The 19,322-nt window shown below is 71.5% G+C and carries 14 protein-coding genes; 8 read left to right on the forward strand and 6 right to left on the reverse strand.

The genetic code is table 11. The annotated features are described in order from the left end of the window. Positions 1 to 12: 12 nt before the first annotated feature. Positions 13 to 1,185, reverse strand: a complete 1,173-nt coding sequence (locus OV208_RS35490) for a TIGR02266 family protein (protein WP_267578361.1) — start codon at positions 1,183 to 1,185, stop codon at positions 13 to 15. Between the two features lie 93 nt (positions 1,186 to 1,278). After that, the gene (locus OV208_RS35495; protein WP_267578362.1) at positions 1,279 to 3,105 is read right to left on the reverse strand and encodes an Hsp70 family protein; all 1,827 of its coding nucleotides are present in this window, start codon (positions 3,103 to 3,105) and stop codon (positions 1,279 to 1,281) included. A 208-nt stretch (positions 3,106 to 3,313) separates the two neighbouring features. On the opposite strand from OV208_RS35495, the gene atpH reads away from it, so the two are divergent. From atpH to atpA, 3 genes are all read left to right on the forward strand, one after another. After that, complete coding sequence (gene atpH, locus OV208_RS35500; RefSeq protein WP_267578363.1) at positions 3,314 to 3,856, forward strand: ATP synthase F1 subunit delta; 543 nt, start codon at positions 3,314 to 3,316, stop codon at positions 3,854 to 3,856. Positions 3,857 to 4,087: 231 nt separating this feature from the next. Next, on the forward strand, positions 4,088 to 5,509 hold the full coding sequence (locus OV208_RS35505) for an ATP-binding protein (RefSeq protein ID WP_267578364.1): 1,422 nt from the start codon (positions 4,088 to 4,090) through the stop codon (positions 5,507 to 5,509). Positions 5,510 to 5,794: 285 nt separating this feature from the next. After that, complete coding sequence (gene atpA, locus OV208_RS35510) at positions 5,795 to 7,342, forward strand: F0F1 ATP synthase subunit alpha (RefSeq protein WP_267578365.1); 1,548 nt, start codon at positions 5,795 to 5,797, stop codon at positions 7,340 to 7,342. A gap of 158 nt (positions 7,343 to 7,500) precedes the next feature. On the opposite strand, the gene OV208_RS35515 is transcribed toward atpA, so the two are convergent. Next, on the reverse strand, positions 7,501 to 8,349 hold the full coding sequence (locus OV208_RS35515; protein ID WP_267578366.1) for an HAD family hydrolase: 849 nt from the start codon (positions 8,347 to 8,349) through the stop codon (positions 7,501 to 7,503). A gap of 201 nt (positions 8,350 to 8,550) precedes the next feature. Here OV208_RS35515 and OV208_RS35520 point away from each other — a divergent pair, with 201 nt between their 5' ends. From OV208_RS35520 to OV208_RS35535, 4 genes are all read left to right on the forward strand, one after another. After that, positions 8,551 to 11,133 (forward strand): GAF domain-containing protein, encoded by a 2,583-nt coding sequence (locus OV208_RS35520; RefSeq protein ID WP_267578367.1) that lies wholly within the window; start codon positions 8,551 to 8,553, stop codon positions 11,131 to 11,133. 84 nt (positions 11,134 to 11,217) lie between these two features. Then, positions 11,218 to 12,084: an OmpA/MotB family protein gene (locus tag OV208_RS35525; protein ID WP_267578368.1), complete on the forward strand. Its 867-nt coding sequence runs from the start codon at positions 11,218 to 11,220 to the stop codon at positions 12,082 to 12,084. Between the two features lie 91 nt (positions 12,085 to 12,175). Next, positions 12,176 to 13,051, forward strand: coding sequence for a hypothetical protein (locus tag OV208_RS35530; protein ID WP_267578369.1), 876 nt, complete (start codon positions 12,176 to 12,178; stop codon positions 13,049 to 13,051). 150 nt (positions 13,052 to 13,201) lie between these two features. After that, complete coding sequence (locus tag OV208_RS35535; protein WP_267578370.1) at positions 13,202 to 14,098, forward strand: hypothetical protein; 897 nt, start codon at positions 13,202 to 13,204, stop codon at positions 14,096 to 14,098. Positions 14,099 to 14,168: 70 nt separating this feature from the next. Here OV208_RS35535 and OV208_RS35540 read toward each other — a convergent pair whose 3' ends face one another. From OV208_RS35540 to OV208_RS35550, 3 genes are all read right to left on the reverse strand, one after another. Beyond that, positions 14,169 to 14,852, reverse strand: coding sequence for a nucleotidyltransferase family protein (locus OV208_RS35540; RefSeq protein ID WP_267578371.1), 684 nt, complete (start codon positions 14,850 to 14,852; stop codon positions 14,169 to 14,171). Positions 14,853 to 15,150: 298 nt separating this feature from the next. Continuing rightward, on the reverse strand, positions 15,151 to 15,459 hold the full coding sequence (locus tag OV208_RS35545) for a CBS domain-containing protein (protein ID WP_267578531.1): 309 nt from the start codon (positions 15,457 to 15,459) through the stop codon (positions 15,151 to 15,153). 131 nt (positions 15,460 to 15,590) lie between these two features. Next, positions 15,591 to 16,130 (reverse strand): hypothetical protein, encoded by a 540-nt coding sequence (locus OV208_RS35550; protein ID WP_267578372.1) that lies wholly within the window; start codon positions 16,128 to 16,130, stop codon positions 15,591 to 15,593. Positions 16,131 to 16,331: 201 nt separating this feature from the next. Between OV208_RS35550 and OV208_RS35555 the strand changes: the two genes are divergently transcribed. After that, a complete protein-coding gene (locus OV208_RS35555) occupies positions 16,332 to 19,298 on the forward strand; it encodes a hypothetical protein (protein ID WP_267578373.1) in 2,967 nt (988 codons plus the stop codon). Positions 19,299 to 19,322 lie beyond the last annotated feature (24 nt).

Genomic DNA, 19,322 nt, shown 5'->3' on the forward strand with positions numbered 1-19,322 from the left:
CCCGTGCCGCACTCAGAAACCTGAGGCGCGCGCCGTGCCCCCGGTGGGAAAACCGAGGGTCTGGGGCACGAAGCGCACGAAGCGCTGCTGAAGCTGCGCGTCCATGCCCTCCAGTTTGAGGCCCATGCCCGTCTGGGAACGGAAGGCGCCGCCTGGACCGGGCGGGTTGGACCACGCCACCACCGCCTGCGCCTCGCACGGGGTGCGCTGGCCGGCCATCACCAGGCGCAGCGACAGCCGGGCGCCTTCGCGCGCGGGCGTGAGCGTGCGCACGAAGAGGCCCTGGGGGCTGGCGTCATGGCTGAAGCCGCTGAGCGTGGGCCCGCCCGGCGTGGAGAACTCCACCACCGTGAAGAAGGGCACGCGCTCCGCGGCCCGCAGCGGCACGGTGGACGGAGACAGGCGCGCGAGCACCCGCCCCAAGAGCTCGTCCGCGCCCAGTTGCCGCTTCTCCAGCAGCGGCGCGCCGCACAGCTCCTGCGCCCGCGCGAGCACGTCCTGCGACTCCTCCACCCGCGACATCAGCACCAGCGGCTTGCGCGGGTACAGCTCCCGGAGGCGCGTGGCCAGGGCCAGGGCCTCACGGGGCAGCCGCGACACGTCCACGACGAAGCCGTCCAGCCGCTCTCCATGGGCCACCGCCTGCGCGCCCGCGTCCTCCAGGTCCTTCGCGTAGAGCACGTGCAGCCCCTCGTGCTCCAGCGCTCCACCCAGGAAGGTGTGCAGGAAGCGGCCACCCTCCACCAGCAGCACGCCGCGCCCGCGCGGAGGGCCCGTCCAGGCGCGCTCCCGGGACAGCCGCACCGCGGCCACCTTCGCCGCCAGCGCCTCCTGGCACACGGGTTTGGGCAGGAAGTCGTCCGCGCCCGCGCGCCCGCAGTGCATCACCTCATGGGGCTCGTCCGCGGCGGTGAACATCACCACCGGCACGTTGCGTCCGGCCGCGTGCGCCTTCACCGCCCGGCACGCCTCGTCCCCCTGGAGCTTCTCCAGGTGCAGGTCCATCAGGATGAGCGCCGGCACCCGCTGCTGGAGCTCCGCGAGGCACGCCTCCGCCCCCTCCAGCCCCACCACGTCGCAGCTCATGCGCGACAGGTGCAGCCGAATCACGTCCCGCGCCGTCCGCGAGTCGTCCACCACGAAGACCAGGTCTCTCGGACGCGGAGAAATTCCGGGGTTCATCATGACTCCCGGAGATAGGCGGACTCCGGGAAAGTCACCATGCACCCGGCGCGTCAACGTGCGCTGGTGGACGCCTTTTCCGCGTGGCGCGGGACATCAGCCCCGGGGTTCCGCGCGACCGGACAGAAGCTTCGTGAGCTGGCGGGCAATCTGGGCGCACTGCGCGGCATCCCCCGCCGCCAGCGCGTCCTTGCCGCCCACCAGCAGTTGCTGCACGGTGCCCACGGCGGTGTCGGCTTCCGGGCTGGGGTTCTCCTTCGCGCTCTTCTGGAGCAGGCGGGCCAGCTTCTCTCCGCGCTCCAGCAGCTTCTTGAAGGTCTCCTCCGCCTTGCGTGCGTCCACCACGCCCTGGGCCTGGGCGTAGTTCATCTGCTCCTGGCCCAGCTTCTCCGCCTCGCCCTGCGGCAGGCCCGCGCGGGCCTCCAGGCGCACCACCTCCATGTTGCCGGAGGTGAGGTCGGTGGCCTTCACGGAGAGCGTGCCTTCGCCGGACAATTCGAAGACGACCTCCAGGGGCGTCTCCCCGCGCGCGGCGACGTGCAGGTTCTTGAGGACCACCTCGCCCAGCTTGTGGTTCTCGTCCTGGAACTCGCTCTCCCCCTGGTACACGGGGATGCGCGCCTCGGCCTGGCCGGAGGTGCCCGGGAAGAAGATGTCGCGCGCCACCACCGGCACGCCCGTGTTGCGGGGGATGAGGCGCTTCACGCGTCCGCCCATCACGCCCACGCCCAGGCTCTGGCTGGCCACGTCCAGCAGCAGCGCCTGCCCGGACTGCCGGAGCAGTTCGTCCGCCTGCACCGCGGCGCCCAGCGCCACCGCTTCGTCCGGGTGCACGTCCGTGGACGGCGCGCGGCCGAAGAAGTCCGCCACCAGCCGGCGCACCAGCGGCACGCGCGTCATGCCGCCCACCAGCAGCACCACGTCCACCGAGCGCGGATCCATCTTCGCCTCGGCCATCACGCTCTTGCAGACCTCCAGGCACCGGCGCGACAGGGGCTCGGAGAGGGTCTCGAAGAAGCTGCGCGTGAGCGCGGTGTTGATTTCGGTGAAGCGCTTCACGCCGGCGTTGTGGTCGCCCAGGCCGGTGACGGAGATGCTGGCCTCGTCCCTTTCGGTGAGCTCGCGCTTGGCGGCCTCCGCCGCGACCTTCAGGCGGCGCAGCGACTGCGCGTCCTTGGAGACCGCCTCCTGGTAGTCGTCCTCCACCTGGGCCAGCAGCCACTGGACGATGCGCTGATCAAAGTCCTCGCCCCCGAGCGCGTGGTCGCCGCCGGTGGCCTTCACCTCGAAGACGCCCGCCTTCACGTCCAGGATGGACACGTCGAAGGTGCCGCCGCCCAGGTCGAACACCAGCGCGCTGCCCTCGAAGCCGCGCGACAGGCCGTACGCCAGCGCCGCCGCGGTGGGCTCGTTGACCAGCCGCACCACCTCCAGCCCCGCGATGCTCGCCGCCTCGCGCGTGGCCTGGCGCTGGTTGTCGTCGAAGTTGGCGGGAACCGTGATGACGCACTTGCGCACGTCGCGCCCGAAGTGGGCCTGCGCGTCCAGCCGCAGCTCACCCAGGATGAAGGCGGACACCTGCGCGGTGGGCAGCACCCGGCCCGCCAGCTTCACGCGCACGTCGCCCGAAGGGCCGGCCACCAGGGGGTAGGGCACCATCGTCTTCGCCTGCTGCACCAGCTCCGGCGTGTACCGGCGACCCAGGAAGCGCTTGGTGGCCCACACCACCGCGTCGGGTTGTTCCTCCGCCAGCGCCTGGGCCGCCTGCCCCACCACGCGGTCTCCCGCCCGGGTGAGGCCCACCACCGAAGGCGTGAGGCGTCCTCCCGCGCGCGAGGGGATGAGCCGCGGACGTCCGTCTTCCACGGTCGCCACGACGCTGTTGGTAGTGCCCAGGTCGATGCCGATGACGGGTTCTTGCATGGGGCGAGGAGCCGCACGCTACGGGCCCACCCCCCATTCCGCCAAGCCCTCTTGCTACCTGGGCGTCACCTTGCGAGCGCTGGCCCGCCTTTCGGGGCGACACCCACGTTCAATGAATGAGACCCCACAGGCGCCCTTCCGGCCACCGGGACCCGGAAGGTCGGCGGGATTGCCGTGGGGGACGCCCCATGCTAAGGGCGCCAGCGTCATGGTGAACGTCTCCATCGCCCGCCGCTACGCCCGCGCCATCCTCGACGTCGCAGCGGAAGGCAACCGCACCGACCTTGTCGCGGAGCAGCTCAACGCCTTCGCCGACGTGGTCGGGCACAGCCCCGAACTGTCGGACGTGCTGCTCAACCCCGCCTACAGCCGCGCCCAGCGCAGCAACGTGGTGGAGGCCGTGCTCAAGGCGCTGCCCTCCCCCGCCGACCCCGCGCTCGCCAACGCGCTGCGGCTGCTGGTGGACCGCAACCGCCTGGGCTACCTGCCCGACATCGCCCGGCTCTACCGCGACATGGCGGATGCCCGCGCGGGCCGCGTCCGGGGCCAAGTCACCAGCGCGGTGCCCCTGTCCGCCGACGCCGTCAGCCAGCTGCAGCAGTCGCTCCAGCAGCTCACCCAGCGCAACGTCGTGCTGGAGACCCGCGTGGACCCCTCCCTGCTCGGCGGCGTGTCCGCCCAGGTGGGTGGCACCCTCTACGACGGCACCCTGCGCTCCCAGATGGAGCAGATGCGCCGCGCGCTGAAGTAGCCCGCCTTCCTGCACCCAACGGCCAACGTCCCAGGTTGGCCGTGTTGCCCCGTAGTCCTAGTCAAACCCGTATTTCCCGCTGGCTCTGGGAATGGGTATACTTCTCGTCAACGCGGACAAGCCCGCGTTTTCCGAGACGACCCGCCCATGCCGCAGCCCGTGTTTCACCGGCTTCCCGGAGCCCTTCCGTCCTCAGGGGTTCCCGAGGAGTCCTGGCCCTTCCTGAGTGCGTTGCTGAACGCGCCGGGTTGGGGGGTGGCGCTGGTGGGCGCGGACTCCCGCCTCCTCTGGATGAATGACCTGCTGGCGTCGCTGTGCGGCCGGCCGGCGGCGCTGTCCGTGGGGCGGCTGCTGACCGAGGCGTGGCCGGGGCTCGCGCCGTCGCTGGCGCCGCTGCTGGGCCGGGCGCAGTCGGGCGAGCGCGTGGCGGAGGAGTTGGTGTCGGGGCGCTTCGGCGAGGTGGGCACGCTGCGCCACCTGACGGTGAGCGCGATGCCGGCGGCTCCGGCGTCGGCGGGCGTGCTGGTGCTGCTGCGCGACAACTCGGCGCGCCTGCGCGAGGAGGCGGCGCTGCGCGCGAGCGAGGAGCACATGCGCAGCATCGTGGAGATCTCCTGTGACGGGTACTTCTTCCACGACCGCGGGCAGTTCCTGGACATCAGCCCGGGGCTGGCGCGCCTGCTGGGGCACTACGAGACGGCGGAGTTGATCGGCCGCAACGTCATCGAATGCGTGGCGCCGGAGTTCCGCGTCCCCGCGCGCGATGCGATGGAGCGCGGCGTGGAGGCCCCCTACGAGGTGGCCATCGTCCACCGCGACGGCCGGCGCATCCCCGTGGAGGTGATGGGCCGTCCGGCCACCTTCCAGGGCCGCGCGGTCCGGCTCGCCGCGGTGTGGGACGTCAGCAGCCGCAAGTCCGCCGAGGAGCGCCTGGCGCGCATGGAGCACTTCCGCGAGCAGTTCCTGGGCGTGGTGGGCCCGGACCTCAAGATCCCGCTCCAGACCCTCCAGCGCGACGTGCTCGCCCTCCAACACGCTCCGCAGATGCCGGAAGCCCTGACGGAACAGGTAGGGCGGGTGGGCCAGGGCGCACGCCGGGTGGAGCGGATGATCCACCAGTTGCTGGACTTCACCCGCGCCCGGCTGTCCGGGGGCCTGCCGCTGCACCCCGGGTCCGTGCACCTGGGACAGCTGGCGGAGCAGGTGATGGCGGACCGGCGTCAGGCCCACCCCAGCCGGGAGCTGCGCCTGGTGGTGTCGGGCGACCTCAAGGGCACCTGGGACGGGGGGCGGCTCACCCAGTTGATGGACACGCTCGTGGGCAATGCCCTGTACCACGGCCCCCCGACGTCGACGGTGGCGCTCCAGGTCCAGGGCAGCGCGGACAGCGTCACCCTCCAGGTCCACGACCCGGGCTGCCGGGTCTCGCCGGAGAACCACGCCACCCTCTTCGAGCCCTTCCGGCGCTGCCCGCCCGCGAACGGTGGCAGCGGCGGCGGGGACGCGGACGGCCTGGGGCTGTCGCTCTACATCGCCCGACAGATTGCCCTGGCCCACGGGGGCCGCATCTCCGTGGAGTCGGGGGGGACGGACGGCACCCGCTTCATCGTGTGGCTGCCCCGGACCGGTGGTTCCCAGCAGTCAGGCTCCTGAAGCCGCCCGTCGTCCCAGCCGCCGGGCTACCGAGCCTGCGAGCCGCCCGCCAGGGCGGGTGCGGTCCAGGGGGGCCGGATTCCCACGCGTTCCAACGAGTGGAACGGGGTCCGGCCGGGTCCGCTAACATCCGCGATAACGGGGTGGCTGGGGCGGCAATGCGGCGGGTGGCGTGCGCGTTGCGATGGGGGCTGGGAGCGTGATAGGGGGCCACCCGGTACATCAAGATTCGTGGCGGCCCTTCCCCGTTTCCGGCCGCCCCCTCCGCAAGGACGCAAGACGCTCATGGAAATCCGCGCCGACGAGATCAGCAGAATCATCCGGGAGCAGATCAAGGACTACGGCAAGAAGGTCACCGTCGCCGAGACCGGCACCGTGCTGTCCGTAGGCGACGGTATCGCCCGCGTGTACGGCCTGGAGGGTGCGCTGGCGGGCGAGCTGGTGGAGTTCGCCAATGGCGTGCAGGGCCTGGTCCTCAACCTGGAAGAGGACAACGTCGGTATCGCCATCATGGGTGAGTTCAAGGACATCCGTGAAGGCGACGTGGTGAAGCGCACCGGGCAGATCGCCTCCGTGCCGGTGGGCAAGGGCCTGCTGGGCCGCGTGGTGAACGCCCTGGGCGTCCCGATGGACGGCAAGGGCCCCATCGAGGCCACCGAGCACCGCCGCCTGGAGGTGAAGGCGCCCGGCATCGTGAAGCGCAAGTCCGTGCACGAGCCCCTGCAGACGGGCATCAAGGCGCTGGACGCGCTCGTGCCGGTGGGCCGGGGTCAGCGCGAGCTCATCATCGGTGACCGCCAGACGGGCAAGACGGCCGTCGCCATCGACGCCATCATCAACCAGAAGGGCCTGGGCGTTTACTGCGTCTACGTCGCCATCGGGCAGAAGCAGTCCACCGTCGCGCAGATCGTGGAGAAGCTGACCCGCTACGGCGCCATGGAGTACACGACGGTCGTCGCGGCGAACGCGTCCGACCCGGCGCCCATGCAGTACTTCGCCCCGTACGCGGGCGTCGCCATCGGCGAGTACTTCCGCGACAACAAGATGCACGGCCTCATCGTGTACGACGACCTGTCCAAGCAGGCCGTGGCGTACCGCCAGCTCTCCCTGCTCCTGCGCCGCCCGCCGGGCCGCGAGGCGTACCCGGGCGACGTGTTCTACATCCACAGCCGCCTGCTGGAGCGCGCCGCGAAGCTGTCCGACGAAGAGGGCGCGGGCTCCCTCACGGCGCTGCCCATCATCGAGACGCAGGCCGGTGACTTGGCCGCCTACATCCCGACGAACGTCATCTCCATCACCGACGGGCAGATCTTCCTGGAGACGGACCTGTTCTTCGCCGGCGTCCGCCCGGCCATCAACGTGGGTCTCTCCGTGTCGCGCGTCGGTTCCGCGGCGCAGATCAAGGCGATGAAGCAGGTCGCCGGCTCCATGAAGATGGAGCTCGCGCAGTACCGCGAGCTGGCCGCCTTCTCCCAGTTCGGCTCCGACCTGGACAAGGCGACGCAGGAGACGCTGGCGCGCGGCGCCCGCATGGTGGAGCTGCTCAAGCAGGGCCAGTACGAGCCCCTGTCCGTCGAGCGTCAGGTCATCCAGATCTACGCGGCGACGAACAAGGACGACGCGGGCAAGCGCGGGTGGATCCGCCAGGTGCCCGTGACGGACGTGGTCCGCTGGATGAAGGAGATGCTGGAGTTCGTGGACGGCAAGTACCCGAACATCGTCCAGGACCTCGTCTCCAAGCGCGAGCTGACCGGCGACATCAAGGCGGCCATCAACAAGGCGCTCACCGAGTTCAACGACATGTTCCAGCCGACCGCTGGCGCCAAGGTCTAGCTTCAAGCTTCTCGCGCCCCACGCGCGGTGCAGTGCGAACGGCCCCGCCCTCCCCTCACGGGGAGGCGGGGCTTTTCGTTTGCCCCCCGAAGCTCCGGAGGGGCTCCGGAGGAGCTCCAGGGCCCCGGGGCGTCCCGGAGCCCCGGCTCTACGGCCCTTCAGCGCAGCCGGGGCAGGATGGCGCGCAGGCTCTTGTCCACGCCGCCGCGCGCGCCCAGGCGCTCCACCGCCGCGCGCTCGTAAGGCAGCACGTTGGCGCGCTCCACCAGTTGCACGTGCGCGCCCAGCGCGGCGGGCATCGCCAAGTCCAGCTCGTAGATGTCGCCCGCGACCAGCGTGGACTCCGGGCCCGTGTGGGTGGCGTCCCAGATGCGCTTGAGCGCGGCGAAGTAGCGCCCGCGCCGCAGGTACACCGGCCGGCCCAGCACGCCATCCAGCTTCAGCGCTTCAGGCAGCGCGTCGAAGCGCGCGTCCTTCGGCTCCGCGTCCTCCAGCGTGAACTTGCGCGCGTCGCCGAACACCGTCAGCCGCTCGCGGCCCCGGGGCGCCAGCCGGGTGAGCTTCGCCTCCACCAGCTCCGTGTGCGCGTTGGTCACCACGTTGATGGGCAGGCCCGTGGCGAGCAGCGCCTCCAGCACCTCCTTCGCCTCTTCCTTGAAGGCCGTGGCCGAGTGCCGGTACGCGTCGCGGTACAGCGTCTGCACCGTGTCCGTGCGCGTGGCCTCGTCCTGCCCCCGTCCGAAGCGCTGGAGCAGCCGGTGCGCGGTGCACGTGGCCGTCAGGTACGGATCCGCGGTGGCCGGCGCCACGATGCGGCCCGCGACCTCCCAGCCGTACTGGTCCACGCCCTCATGCAGCGCGGCCACTTCCTCGTCCCAGGCGGCCGTCGCGTCCTGCCCCAGCACCCGGTACAGCGCCTGCTGGAAGTGCGTCAGGAAGGGCGCGCCCTCCGCCAGCACATCCGTGAAGGTCCCATCGAAATCCAGCACCACGCACGCAATCGCCATCCACCTGTCCTTGAAACACGGCCGAGAAGGAAAACCCCGAATGACGCCCCGTCGGCGGCCGCGAATCAAGCCCCTTCCCCTGCTCCAGGGCGGGGATGCGTGCCAACTCCCGGAAAGCCGGCTCGTACCGGGGTCGGGTGGTCCAGGGCCCCTGGCACTCCCACCCTACAACCTCCCGCGGGGGGAGGGGGCTCCGCGCCCATGTCCGAGCCGACCGGCACCTTTCTGGGGGAGTCCACGCCCGTGCGGCACGAATGGCTGCGCACGGTGCTGCAACTGCTGCCCGTGGGGGTGATCATCGTGGACACGGCCGGACGCCTGCTCGCGGCCAATGCCGCCGCGAGCGCGCTGTGGGGCACCCGCGCCCTGGAGGAGATGGGCCTGGAGCGCTACGGCCTCTTCGAAGCGTACTGGCCCGGCAACGGCCGGCGGCTGCGCGGAGAGGAGTGGGCCACGGCGCGCACGCTGCGCACGCGAAAGACCATCTCCAACGAGGAGGTGGACATCGTCGGTAGCGGCGGTGCGCGGCGCACCATCCTCAACTCCTCCGCGCCCCTCTTCACGGAGGGCGGCGACATGCTGGGCGCGGTGAACGTCAACGTGGACATCACCGAGCGCAAGGCCACCGAGCGCGCGGAGTTCTTCGTCAGCGAAGCGAGCCGCCTGCTCGCCGAATCCCTGGACTGGGAGACGACGCTCCGGGCCGTGGCGCGACTGGCCACGCTGGAGTGGGCGGACTACTGCATGGTGGACGTGCTGGACACCGACGGCGCCCTGCACCGGCTGGCCGTCACCGCGAAGGATCCGCGCAAGCAGGCGCTGCTCGACCAGGTGATGCCCTTCCCGCCGAAGTCCGGCGCGGACACGCCGCTGGCCCGCGTGTTCGCGCAAGGCAGGCCCGTGCTCGTGTCCGAAATCACTGGCGAGTTCCTGGACCTGCTGGCGCGCACGCCCGAACACCGGCGCCTGCTGGAGGAGCTGGCGCCGCGCTCCACCATGCTGCTGCCCCTGGCGGTGGGCGAGCGCCGCTTCGGCCTCATCAACCTCGTCTCCGCGTCCCCCGCGCGCCGCTACACCCGGCGCGACCTGGCGTACGCCACGGAGTTCGCGCGCCGGGCCGCGCTGGCGGTGGAGAGCGCCCGGCTGTACCGCGAGGCGCGCAGTGCCCTGCGCGAGCGCGACGCGACCGCCGCGCTGCTGGAGGCCTTCTTCGCCGCGTCGCCGGTGGGCATGGGCTTCGTGAACCGGGGCCTGCGCTACGCGCGGGTCAACAGCGTCGTCGCGGAGAACAACGGCATCCCGATGGAGGCGCACCTGGGCCGCACGCCCCGCGAGCTGATGGGCGAAGCGGGAGCGCCCATCGAGGACCTGCTGGGTCGGGTGCTGGCGACGGAGGAGGCCGTGATGGACGACCCGGTGGAGTACGTCGCCGGCCCGGAGCCTCGCACCTTCCTGGCCACCTACTTCCCCGTGCGCGCTGGCACGGAGCTGCTGGGCGTGGGTGGCATCGTGCGCGAGGTCACCGAACAGCGCCGCATGGAGAAACACCTGCGCTTCCTCACGGACGCGACCACGCGGCTGGCCACGTCGCTCGACTGGCGCACCACGGTGCGCAACGTGGCGGAGCTGGTGGTGGCGCAGCTGGCGGACTACTGCCTGGTGGACATGCTGGCCGAGGACGGAGAGCACCTGGAGCGCGTGGAGCGTCAGGCCCGGAATGACGAACTCCAGGTCCAGTTGGAGCGCTCGATGGCGTTCGCGCCCCCGCCCGGCGCCAACACGACACTGCGCCGGGTGCTGGAGACGGGCCGCTCGGCGCTGGTGGCGGAGGTGGACGAGAACGCGATGAAGGGCTTCGCGCTCAACGAAGAGCACCGGAACATCCTGGAGAAGCTCCAGCCGCGCTCGGTGATGGTCGTGCCGCTGATGGCGCGCGGGCGCACGCTGGGCCTCATCAGCGCCGCGTCCTGTTCACCCACGCGGCGCTTCAGCACGCGCGACCTGGCGTCGCTGGAGGACCTGGCGTGGCGCGCCGCGCTCGCGGTGGACAACGCGCGGCTGTACCGGCAGGCGGAGCAGGCCGTCGCCGCGCGCGACGAGTTCGTGGCGGTGGCGACGCATGAGCTGCGCACGCCGCTGTCCGCGCTGCACCTGCAGCTCGCCTCCCTCCAGCGCACGCTGGACAAGCAGCCGTCGGAGGAAGCGGAGCGGCTGGGCCAGGGACTCGCCGGGGCCCTGCGGCAGGCGGACCGGCTGACGCGGCTGGTATCGCACCTGTTCGACGTGGCGCGGCTGGGCACCGGGCAGATGGTGCTGGAGCTGGGCGCGGTGGAGCTGTCCTCGCTGGTGCACGGGCTGGTGGCGCGGATGGAGGAGGCGCTGGCCACCGCGGGCTGCGTGGCGGTGGTGCACGCGGACGCGCCCGTGGTGGCGATGGCGGACCGGCCCCGCGTGGAGCAGGTGCTGATGAACCTGCTCACCAACGCGATGAAGTACGCCCCGGGCCTCCCGGTGGAGCTGCACGTGGAGCGCGACGCGGACCGGGCCCTCATCGTCGTGCGGGACTGGGGCCCCGGCATCCCTCCCGAAGCGCGCGAGCGCATCTTCGAGCGCTTCGCCCGGGCCACCGGCAAGCACGCGCGCGCCAGCATGGGCCTGGGCCTCTACATCTCCCGCCAGCTCGCCCGCGCGCACGGCGGCGACCTCTCCGTGGAGCCACCGACGGATGGCGGACCGGGCTCGCGCTTCATGCTGCACCTGCCCCGGTGGAAGAAACCGTCCTGAGCGGCCCCGGACCGGGGCGGACAGGGGGTGTCGCACGGTGCCCACCTTGCCGCCCACCCCGGGGACGCCATTACCCTTGGGGGCATGGACGACGTCCGGACCGAAGCAGCGCGTGGACGCTGGCGGTGGCTGCCCTGGGGGCTGCTGGCCGTCGGGGTGACGGTGGCCTCCGGGGGCGCGTGGATTGGCTCGCGCTCGCTCCAGGCGCTGGAGGCCCGGAGCGCGCAACTGGAGCGCGAGGCCACCGAGTCCGAAGCCCACGTCGCGCAATTACAGACACTGCGGCAGGCCATGGAGCGCCGGCTGCGCGCGCTGGAGCGCCAGCAGCAGACCGCGGAGTGGGGCAGCGCCGCGGCCCGGCTCCAGGCCCGGAACGCGGAGGAGCAGCACACGCGGCGCGAGGCGGCGCTCGCGACGCTGGGCTCGGCGCTGAAGGACGCGCTCGCCTCGGGAGACGTGACGCTGGACCTGGAGGACGACGCGCTGCGCATGGAGGTGTCCGAGCGGCTCCTCTTCGCGCCCGCCAGCACGCAGCTCACGCCCGAGGGAGCCCGCCTGATGAAGCAGTCCGCGAGCGTGTTCCAGGGCGCGCTTGGCGACCACCGCGTGGCGGTGGAGGCCCACACGGACGAGGTGCTCCCCGCCGCGCCCGGCGCTCCCGCCTCCACCGCGTGGGAGCTGTCCGCCGCGAGAGCCGTCAGCGTGGTGCGCCACCTGAACGAGCGCGAGAAGCTGGCCCCGACGCGCCTGAGCGCCACCGGCCACGCCGCGCACCGCCCGAGGGTTCCCGCGGACAGCCCGCCCAACCGCGCCCTCAACCGGCGCGTCACGCTGCGGCTGTCCCCCACGCCGGTGACGCCGGAGAGCGTGGCCGTGGCGCGCACCGAACCGCCCTCCCGGCCCGTGAAGCGCGACGCGAAGGCCAAGGCGAAGAAGATGGCCCGCCGCTGAAGCACGCGCGCGAGGGTTTGAATAAACGCGCGCGGCCCCACGTCGAGGGGAACAGGGGGCCCGTGCCCCTCCCCTGCCCCTGGAGCTTCCCGTGTCTGCCTCGCGCCCCACGCTGTGCGCCGGACTCGTCGTCGGCCTCCTGCTGGCCGCTCCCGCCGCCGAGGCGCGCTTCGGCAAGAAGTCGGCGGACAGCTCCTCCAGCAAGGACGACGGCAAGGACTCCCGGGTCCACGAGGCCAGTCCCATCAAGTCCTCGCGCACGCACGAGGCCTCCTCGTACACGCCGCCCGAGGACGACGACGATGACGACGACTGTTGCTCCACGCCGTCCGGTCCCTCCTACTCGGAGCGCCTCTACTCCGACACGCCCACCTACGCCTCCAGCGAGGGCGAGTCGGCGGAGCTGGCGGCCATGGCGGTCCGGAGCCTGCCCCCGCGTGCCCCGTCCCCGCCCATCGACGTGCGCCTGGGCCTGAACGTCGGCGCCATGGGCGGCGGAACCGCCGGGGACGTCTTCCTCGGCATGGAGGGCAGCGCGATGGGCGTCGCCTTCCAGGGCACGAAGCTCACCCTGCCCACCGACGACGGCACCGCGGGCACGGACGTCATCAACCTGGTGTCGCTGCACCTCACCGCGGCCGTCCTGTCCACGGACCGGCTGCGGCTGCGCGTGGAAGGGGGCTTCGGCTTCGCCAGCGCCCCGGACCTCTTCCTCGGGGGGCCCAGCCTCGCCACGTCCCTGGAGGCCTGCCTCGCGGGCCCGCTGGACCTGGAGGTGCGCGTGCAGGGCACCCCCTACCCCTACCGGCAGCTGGATGCGAGCGCGGGCCTGTCCGTGCACCTGGGCGCCTTCGTCATGCGCGCGGGCCTGCGCGGGCTCATCCTGGACGACGCGGGCCTGGTGGACGGCGTCGCGCACGTGGACCGCTTCGTCGGCCCCTACGGCGGCGCGGGCTTCGCCTTCTAGGGTCTCGCGGGAGACTCCGGAGGCCCTGCTGGGGGCCGGACGGTGTCCGGGGGCGCACATGCTCCGTTCCCAACACGCCTCCCCTCCCCGGGGGCCCTGGTATCCAGGAGGGTGATGGCGGTTGAATATTCCGGGCGAGCAGGCGTCCAGATGCCGTGGCCCATCCCGTGGGCCGGTGAAGAGGAGGGGTTCGCCGTGGGCTTCTGGAAGACGCTGTGTGCCGCGATCGCTGTCAGTGTCCTGCTGGGGGCGGGGCCCGCCGAGGCCCGCTTCGGCAAGCGCTCGAAGCCGAGCTCCTCCTCGAAGTCCTCCGACTCCAAGAAGGACAAGGACTCCCGGGACGACGACGACCGGTCGCACCGCGCGAGCCCCGCAGGCCGCTCCTCGGACGCCCCGCTGCGCGCGAATGTGCGCCCCGGCCGCGCGCGCCTGTCCTTTTTCGAGTTCCTCTTCCTGAGCCGCCCCTCCACCTACCACGGGGCGCGCGTGACCAACGTCCGCCCGGGCGTGCGCGCGGCGGCGATGCCCCCCATGGTGCGCCTGAACGTGCAGGGCGACATGTTCGGGGAGACGGGCGGCGCGCTCGGCCTCTTCATGGCCGTGGACGGCCAGCGGCTGGGCATGGACGCGCGCGTCACCGGCATCGCGCTGTCGGCGGACGACGGCTCGGACGACCTGGACCGGCTCACGCTGCTGGACGCGCACCTGACCGCGTCCCTCTGGTCCAGCGAGCGCGGCCGCTTCCGCATCGAGGGCGGCATCGCTTCCGCGCACGCCCCGGACGTCATCTTCGTGGGCCCCAGCCTCGCCGCGTCGCTGGAGGCGTGCCTCGGGCCCTCACCGCTGGATGTGGAGGCGCGCATCCAGGTGGTGCCCTTCCCGCACCGCCAGGTGGACGCGCAGGCCGGGCTCGCGCTGCACCTGGGCGCCCTCAACCTGCGCGGCGGCTGGCGCACGCTGTACCTCAACGACGCCGGCCACCTGGATGGCGTCGTGCACGAGGACGCCTTCTCCGGCCCCTACCTGGGTCTGGGCCTTTCGTTCTGAAGGCTGAAAGCCTGAAAAGACTCCCGGGGTCTCGCCGTCCACGCCCCCCGGGAGGCACCGCGCCCACCGCCTACTCCTCCGGGGACGCCGCGTAGGACGACGGGGACGTCGCCTCCGTACCGGAGCCGTTGGTCGCCGACTTCTCCTTGGTGCGCCGCTTCGGCGGCGGGGCCGGCTTCGGCTCCGTCGTGAAGAGCGTCTTGTAGATTTCCGGCGTGTTGATGTTCACCACCACGCCAGGGTCCTTCACCTGCATGCGGCGCGGACGGGTCTCCTCGATCATCGGATCCAGCGCCGTGCCGCCTGCCTTGAGCAGCCGCTCGGCGGCCGCGCGCGACAGCATCACCGGCCAGCCCGCGGCGCCCTCGAATTCGGGGCGCAGGCTGTTCTCCGCCTCGCCCATGGACTTGAGCATCGTCTTGAGCGTGTTGACGCGCACGGCGGGCATGTCCACCGGGTGCAGCAGCATCACGTCCGCGCCGTCGTCCAGCGCGGCCTGGATTCCGGCCTGCGCCGACGCCAGGAGGCCGCCCTCCAGCCAGCGCTCGCTCTCCACCAGGTTGATTCTGGGGTGCATCTCGCGCACCAGCTCCGAGTCCTTGCCCACCACCCCCAACACCGTGCACCCCGCCTTGCCAAAGGTGGACGCCAACGATTGAAGGAAGCTCTTGCCCCCCTCATGCTCGATGTTCGCCTTGGGGTGGGACATCCGCCGGGCCCCGCCCGCCGCCAGGATGATCGCCACTGCCTTCATGACCCGCCTCCTCCGCCCGCGGCGGAAAGCCGTGAGCACCGCTGATAGGCTGTTGACCTCCTTGCGGGATTGCAGCCCGCCCGCCAGTACGAGTCGTCAGACAGCCGCCAGTCACACGGTGAGGTGTTCGCTGCCGGCGCTTTGCGCGGGGGCAGGTGTCCACCATCGGTCAGGTGCACGGCCTCCAGGGCTTCCCCTCCCCGCGGGGTGAGTGACACACCGCCGGGGACGTCCTCTGCGCGAAGTCCTCCCACCGCGAAGCCCCACGGGCCACGCGAGGAGGCGAAGCGAGCGCCCCTCAGTGCAGCCAGCCGCTCGACGCCGTCAGCCGCAGCGGGGCCACGGGCTCGACGGTCGTTTCTTCCGGCGCGGCCAGCGCCTTGACGGTCAGAATTTCAGCCAGCCGCGCCAGCGGGCGGCGACGCGCCACGCGGTGCAGCTCGTCCTCGGTGACCTCGCCCAGCAGGTCGCCGCCACGGCCCTCCACCACGGGCAGCACCTGCACGCCATGGCGGTACATCTGCTGGAGCGCTCCCAGGACGGTGTCCTCGGGGAACAGCGTGAGGGCGCGGGAAACGAAGGTCTGGAACTCAGGGGTGCGGCACATCGACACGTGAGGCCTCCGGTGCTCGGCGTTCGGGCGCCGTGTACCGGAAGGCCTTAGCAATCCGCTTGCCGAAGCCCCGCCACCCGCTCCGGAGCCGCGCCAGAGCATCCGGGCAAGCGGCGGATCCGTCCCTACTTCTTCGCCACCGGCTTCACCGACTCCACCAGCTTGCGGAAGTTCTTCTCCGCCCCGTTCACCGTCTTCTCCGGTCCGGTGAGCTTGTAGAAGAGGGCGCCCTCCGGTCCCTCCACGATGGCGCCGCGCAGCTTGAAGCCCGGCTTGGGCGCGGACGGCGCCATCATCGGGCCACCGCCCGTGAACGTGCCCTTCACCTCCACCGTCGTGACGGGCATCCCGTTCACCTTCTCCTGCTTCGTCTTCGCGTCCTTGGCGGGATCCACCGGCTTGCCGTCAGGCTTCTGGAACTGGGACACCCAGCGCTGCACGTTCGCGTCCACCGCGCCGCCCTGACCCTGCCCGAAATAGAAGACAGCCAGTTCCGCGTCTTCCGCGTCTCCCTTTGCCGCCGGCACCTTGTAGGTCGCCGCGCGCATCGGCCGCGCGGGCTGCACGGCCCACTCCGAAGGCGCACTCCACGTCAGGCCTCCGGCCTCCTCCGCGCTCGCGCCCAACGCCACGGTCATCACCAACACAGCCAGCAGTCTTTTCATGGGGCGCGAGCGTAACCGCGTTCGCTCTCGCGTCACGCCTCTGTCCCCGCACGCACCGCGCGAGACGTCCACTCGCGCGCAGGCAATGTCACCCCATACCTGACTCATTGCGTCAACCCCTCTCACTTTGTGACGGGCAGAGGGCGTGCTACTCACTGCTGTGTTTCCAGCAGTACACCTTGGCTGGAGGGGAATCCCACCATGAAGAAATCGCTGTTCCTTGGGGCCATGGCCCTGGGAGCCGTTGCCTGCACGCCCGAGATCGCGCAGGACGCTCCGAATACGAACGTTGGTCTGGCGGAGTTCGATCCCACGGGCTCTCCCGCAGTGGTCCCCTCTCCCAACGACTTGGCCATCAATCGGGCCACGGGCTTGGTGAATGCGCCCATCAACACGAAGGCGTCCCTGGCGGAGCAGGAGTTCACGCGCGAGTACCTGAACACGCTGAACGGCTTCCCGACGTCCGCGGTGGCTTCCACCAAGGTGAAGGACCTGGATCCGCGCTCGCTGAGCGCGCAGACGGTCGTCTTCATCGACCTGAAGGCTGGCACGCCGATCGCGACCAAGCCGGTCACGCCGACCGTCGCGTACAACGAGGAGACGGACCTCATCAACCTCATCCCGCCCGTCGACGCGAACACCGGTCTGCCGGCGTGGCCGAAGGGCGGCCGCTACGCGGTGGCGCTCATCGGCGGTGAGAACGGCCTGAAGACCACGCAGGGCCACCCCATCATCGGGTCGGCCACGTGGGCCTTCGCCAGCTCCCCCATGTCGCTGGTCACCTGCGAGGACCTGACCTCGCCGGACTGCGGGCCGGCCACGGAGATCATCCCCTCCACGGAGACGGATCCGGCCAAGCGTCTGGCCGCCCAGACCGCCAGCGCCCTCCAGTTGGAGCAGCTGCGCCGCGGCTACGCGCCGCTCATCGACGGACTGGCGGCCAAGGGCTTCAAGCGCGAGGACGTGGTCCTGCTGTGGACCTTCAGCATCCTCGACCAGCCGGAGGCCACCATCAGCCTGGCGCCCACCGCGCGGCTGCCCACGCCCATCATCCCGTTCCCCAACGACCTGCTGCGCATCCCGGCCACGGCCACGGCGCCCGCGCACCTGAACTTCCCCATCCCCGCGCAGGACGGTCTGCAGAAGCAGCTGTTCCAGGGCCTCAACACCCTGGACGGCTTCTCCACCACCGGCGCCATCGTGACTGAGAACGGCGACGGGCAGGGCGTGCTGGACGGCACGCAGTTCCGCGACGCGACGGACGGCCCGGCCCCCCTGGTGGACCCGGCCTCGTTCGCCACGGGCGTGAAGTTCGCCAAGCTGTCCAACCTGGACAAGGGCACCAATCCGGACGTGGTGCTCTGCCTCGTGAACAGCACCGGTGACTGCGGCACCAGCGTGGCCCCGACGGGCGTCGCGCCCGTGCCCCAGCAGCTGCAGATCGTCCCCAAGGCCCCGCTGGATGGCGCCACGCAGTACGGCGCGGTGCTGACCACGGACCTGAAGGACACCCGGGGCCGCAAGGTCGCCCCGGCCACCGCGTTCGCGCTGCTGCGCCTGGCCAACCCCGTGTTCGTCAACGGCAAGAGCCAGATCTCCTCCGTGCCGGACGCGCTCGCGGCCGCGCTGGAGCCTCGGCGTCTGGAGCTCAAGGCGTTCTTCGACAAGGTCGCGCTGGCGCCGGACAAGGGCGGCATGGGCCTGAAGCGCTCGCAGATCGCGCTGGGCTGGGGCTTCACCACCCAGAGCACCACGTCGGTCCTCAACCAGCTCAACGCGCTGCCCACGGCCGTCGCGTACCCGAACGTGCCGAACTACGTGGTGCCCACCACGCCGCAGGTGAAGGGCGCGATGGGCGCCTCCGGTCTGGCGACCAACAACATCGGCTCCACCTTCGAGGCGCAGGCCAACACGCCGTTCCTGCTGACGGGCCCCAGCGGCACGCTGAACCCGGCGGAGGCGCGCCCCACGCGCTACCCGTTCATGATCCTGCTGCCCAACACGACGGCGCCCGCGGCGGGCTTCCCGGTGGTGGTCTTCGGCCACGGCCTGACCGGCAACCGGACCAACGTGCTCGGCGTCGCCAACAAGCTGACCGGCGCTGGCTACGCGGTCGTGTCGATGGACACCGTCTTCCACGGCGAGCGCACCACCTGCGTGGGCTCCGCCGCGACCCTGGGCACCACGGGCACCGTGGGGGATGACGGCGCGTGCGCCGACCCCAGCGGCCAGCGCTGCGAGACCGACGCCGCCAAGGAGTCCTACGGCCGCTGCGTGGCGCGCACCGAGGCCACCCGCTCGGTCTGTGACGACGCCTCCCGCGGTGTCACGCCGGCGGACCTCTTCTGCTCCGCGCAGGGCCAGGGCCGCTGCCTGGCGGACAAGAAGTGCGAGGGTGGCAGCTTCCTGCTCAACGCCCAGATGAGCGCTCCTGCCATCTCCGGCTGGAACATCCTGAACCCGGGCAACCTCTTCGCCACGCGCGACAACTTCCGCCACTCGGTGGTGGACTTCGCGCAGTTCCAGCGCGTGCTGTCGAGCCCCGAGCTGTCCGCGAGCCTCGTGCAGGTCGGCGGCGCCAAGCTGGACGCCACCAACGTGGACTACGTGGGCCAGAGCCTCGGCGGCATCCTGGGCACGCTCATCTCCGGCACGTCTCCGCGCGTGCACCGCACGGTGCTCAACACCGCGGGTGGCAACCTGGTCGGCGTGCTGCTCAGCTCACCCGCCTTCTCGGGTGTGCGCTCCGCGTTCCTCGCGCAGCTCGCCACCGCGAACATCACCCCGGGCATCCCGGCGTTCGACACGTTCATGAGCCTGGCGGGCACCATCCTGGACCCGGCGGATCCCCGCAACTACGCCTACGGCCTGGAGAACACGCCGGCGGCGGGCACGAACGCGGCCGTCCACCGCGCCTTCGTCCAGTACATCGAGGGCGACGGCGTCATCCCGAACCCGACGACGCTGGCGCTGCTCGCCGCGGCCAACCGCACCGCCGCGCCGCGCACCGTGGCCTCGTACCAGTTCAAGTACAGCACGGATGACCTGGCCGCGGACCTGCGGCACGGCTTCCTGAGCGATCCGCGCGTCAACATCGCCATCCGCGATGCGGCGCAGGATCAGGCCATCAGCTTCCTGAAGACCGGCACCGCCCCGGCGCAGCCGTAACGCACCCCGAGAGAGGACTCACAC

The sequence above is a fragment of the Corallococcus sp. bb12-1 genome, from assembly GCF_026626765.1.
In the GTDB taxonomy this organism is placed as follows: domain Bacteria; phylum Myxococcota; class Myxococcia; order Myxococcales; family Myxococcaceae; genus Corallococcus; species Corallococcus terminator.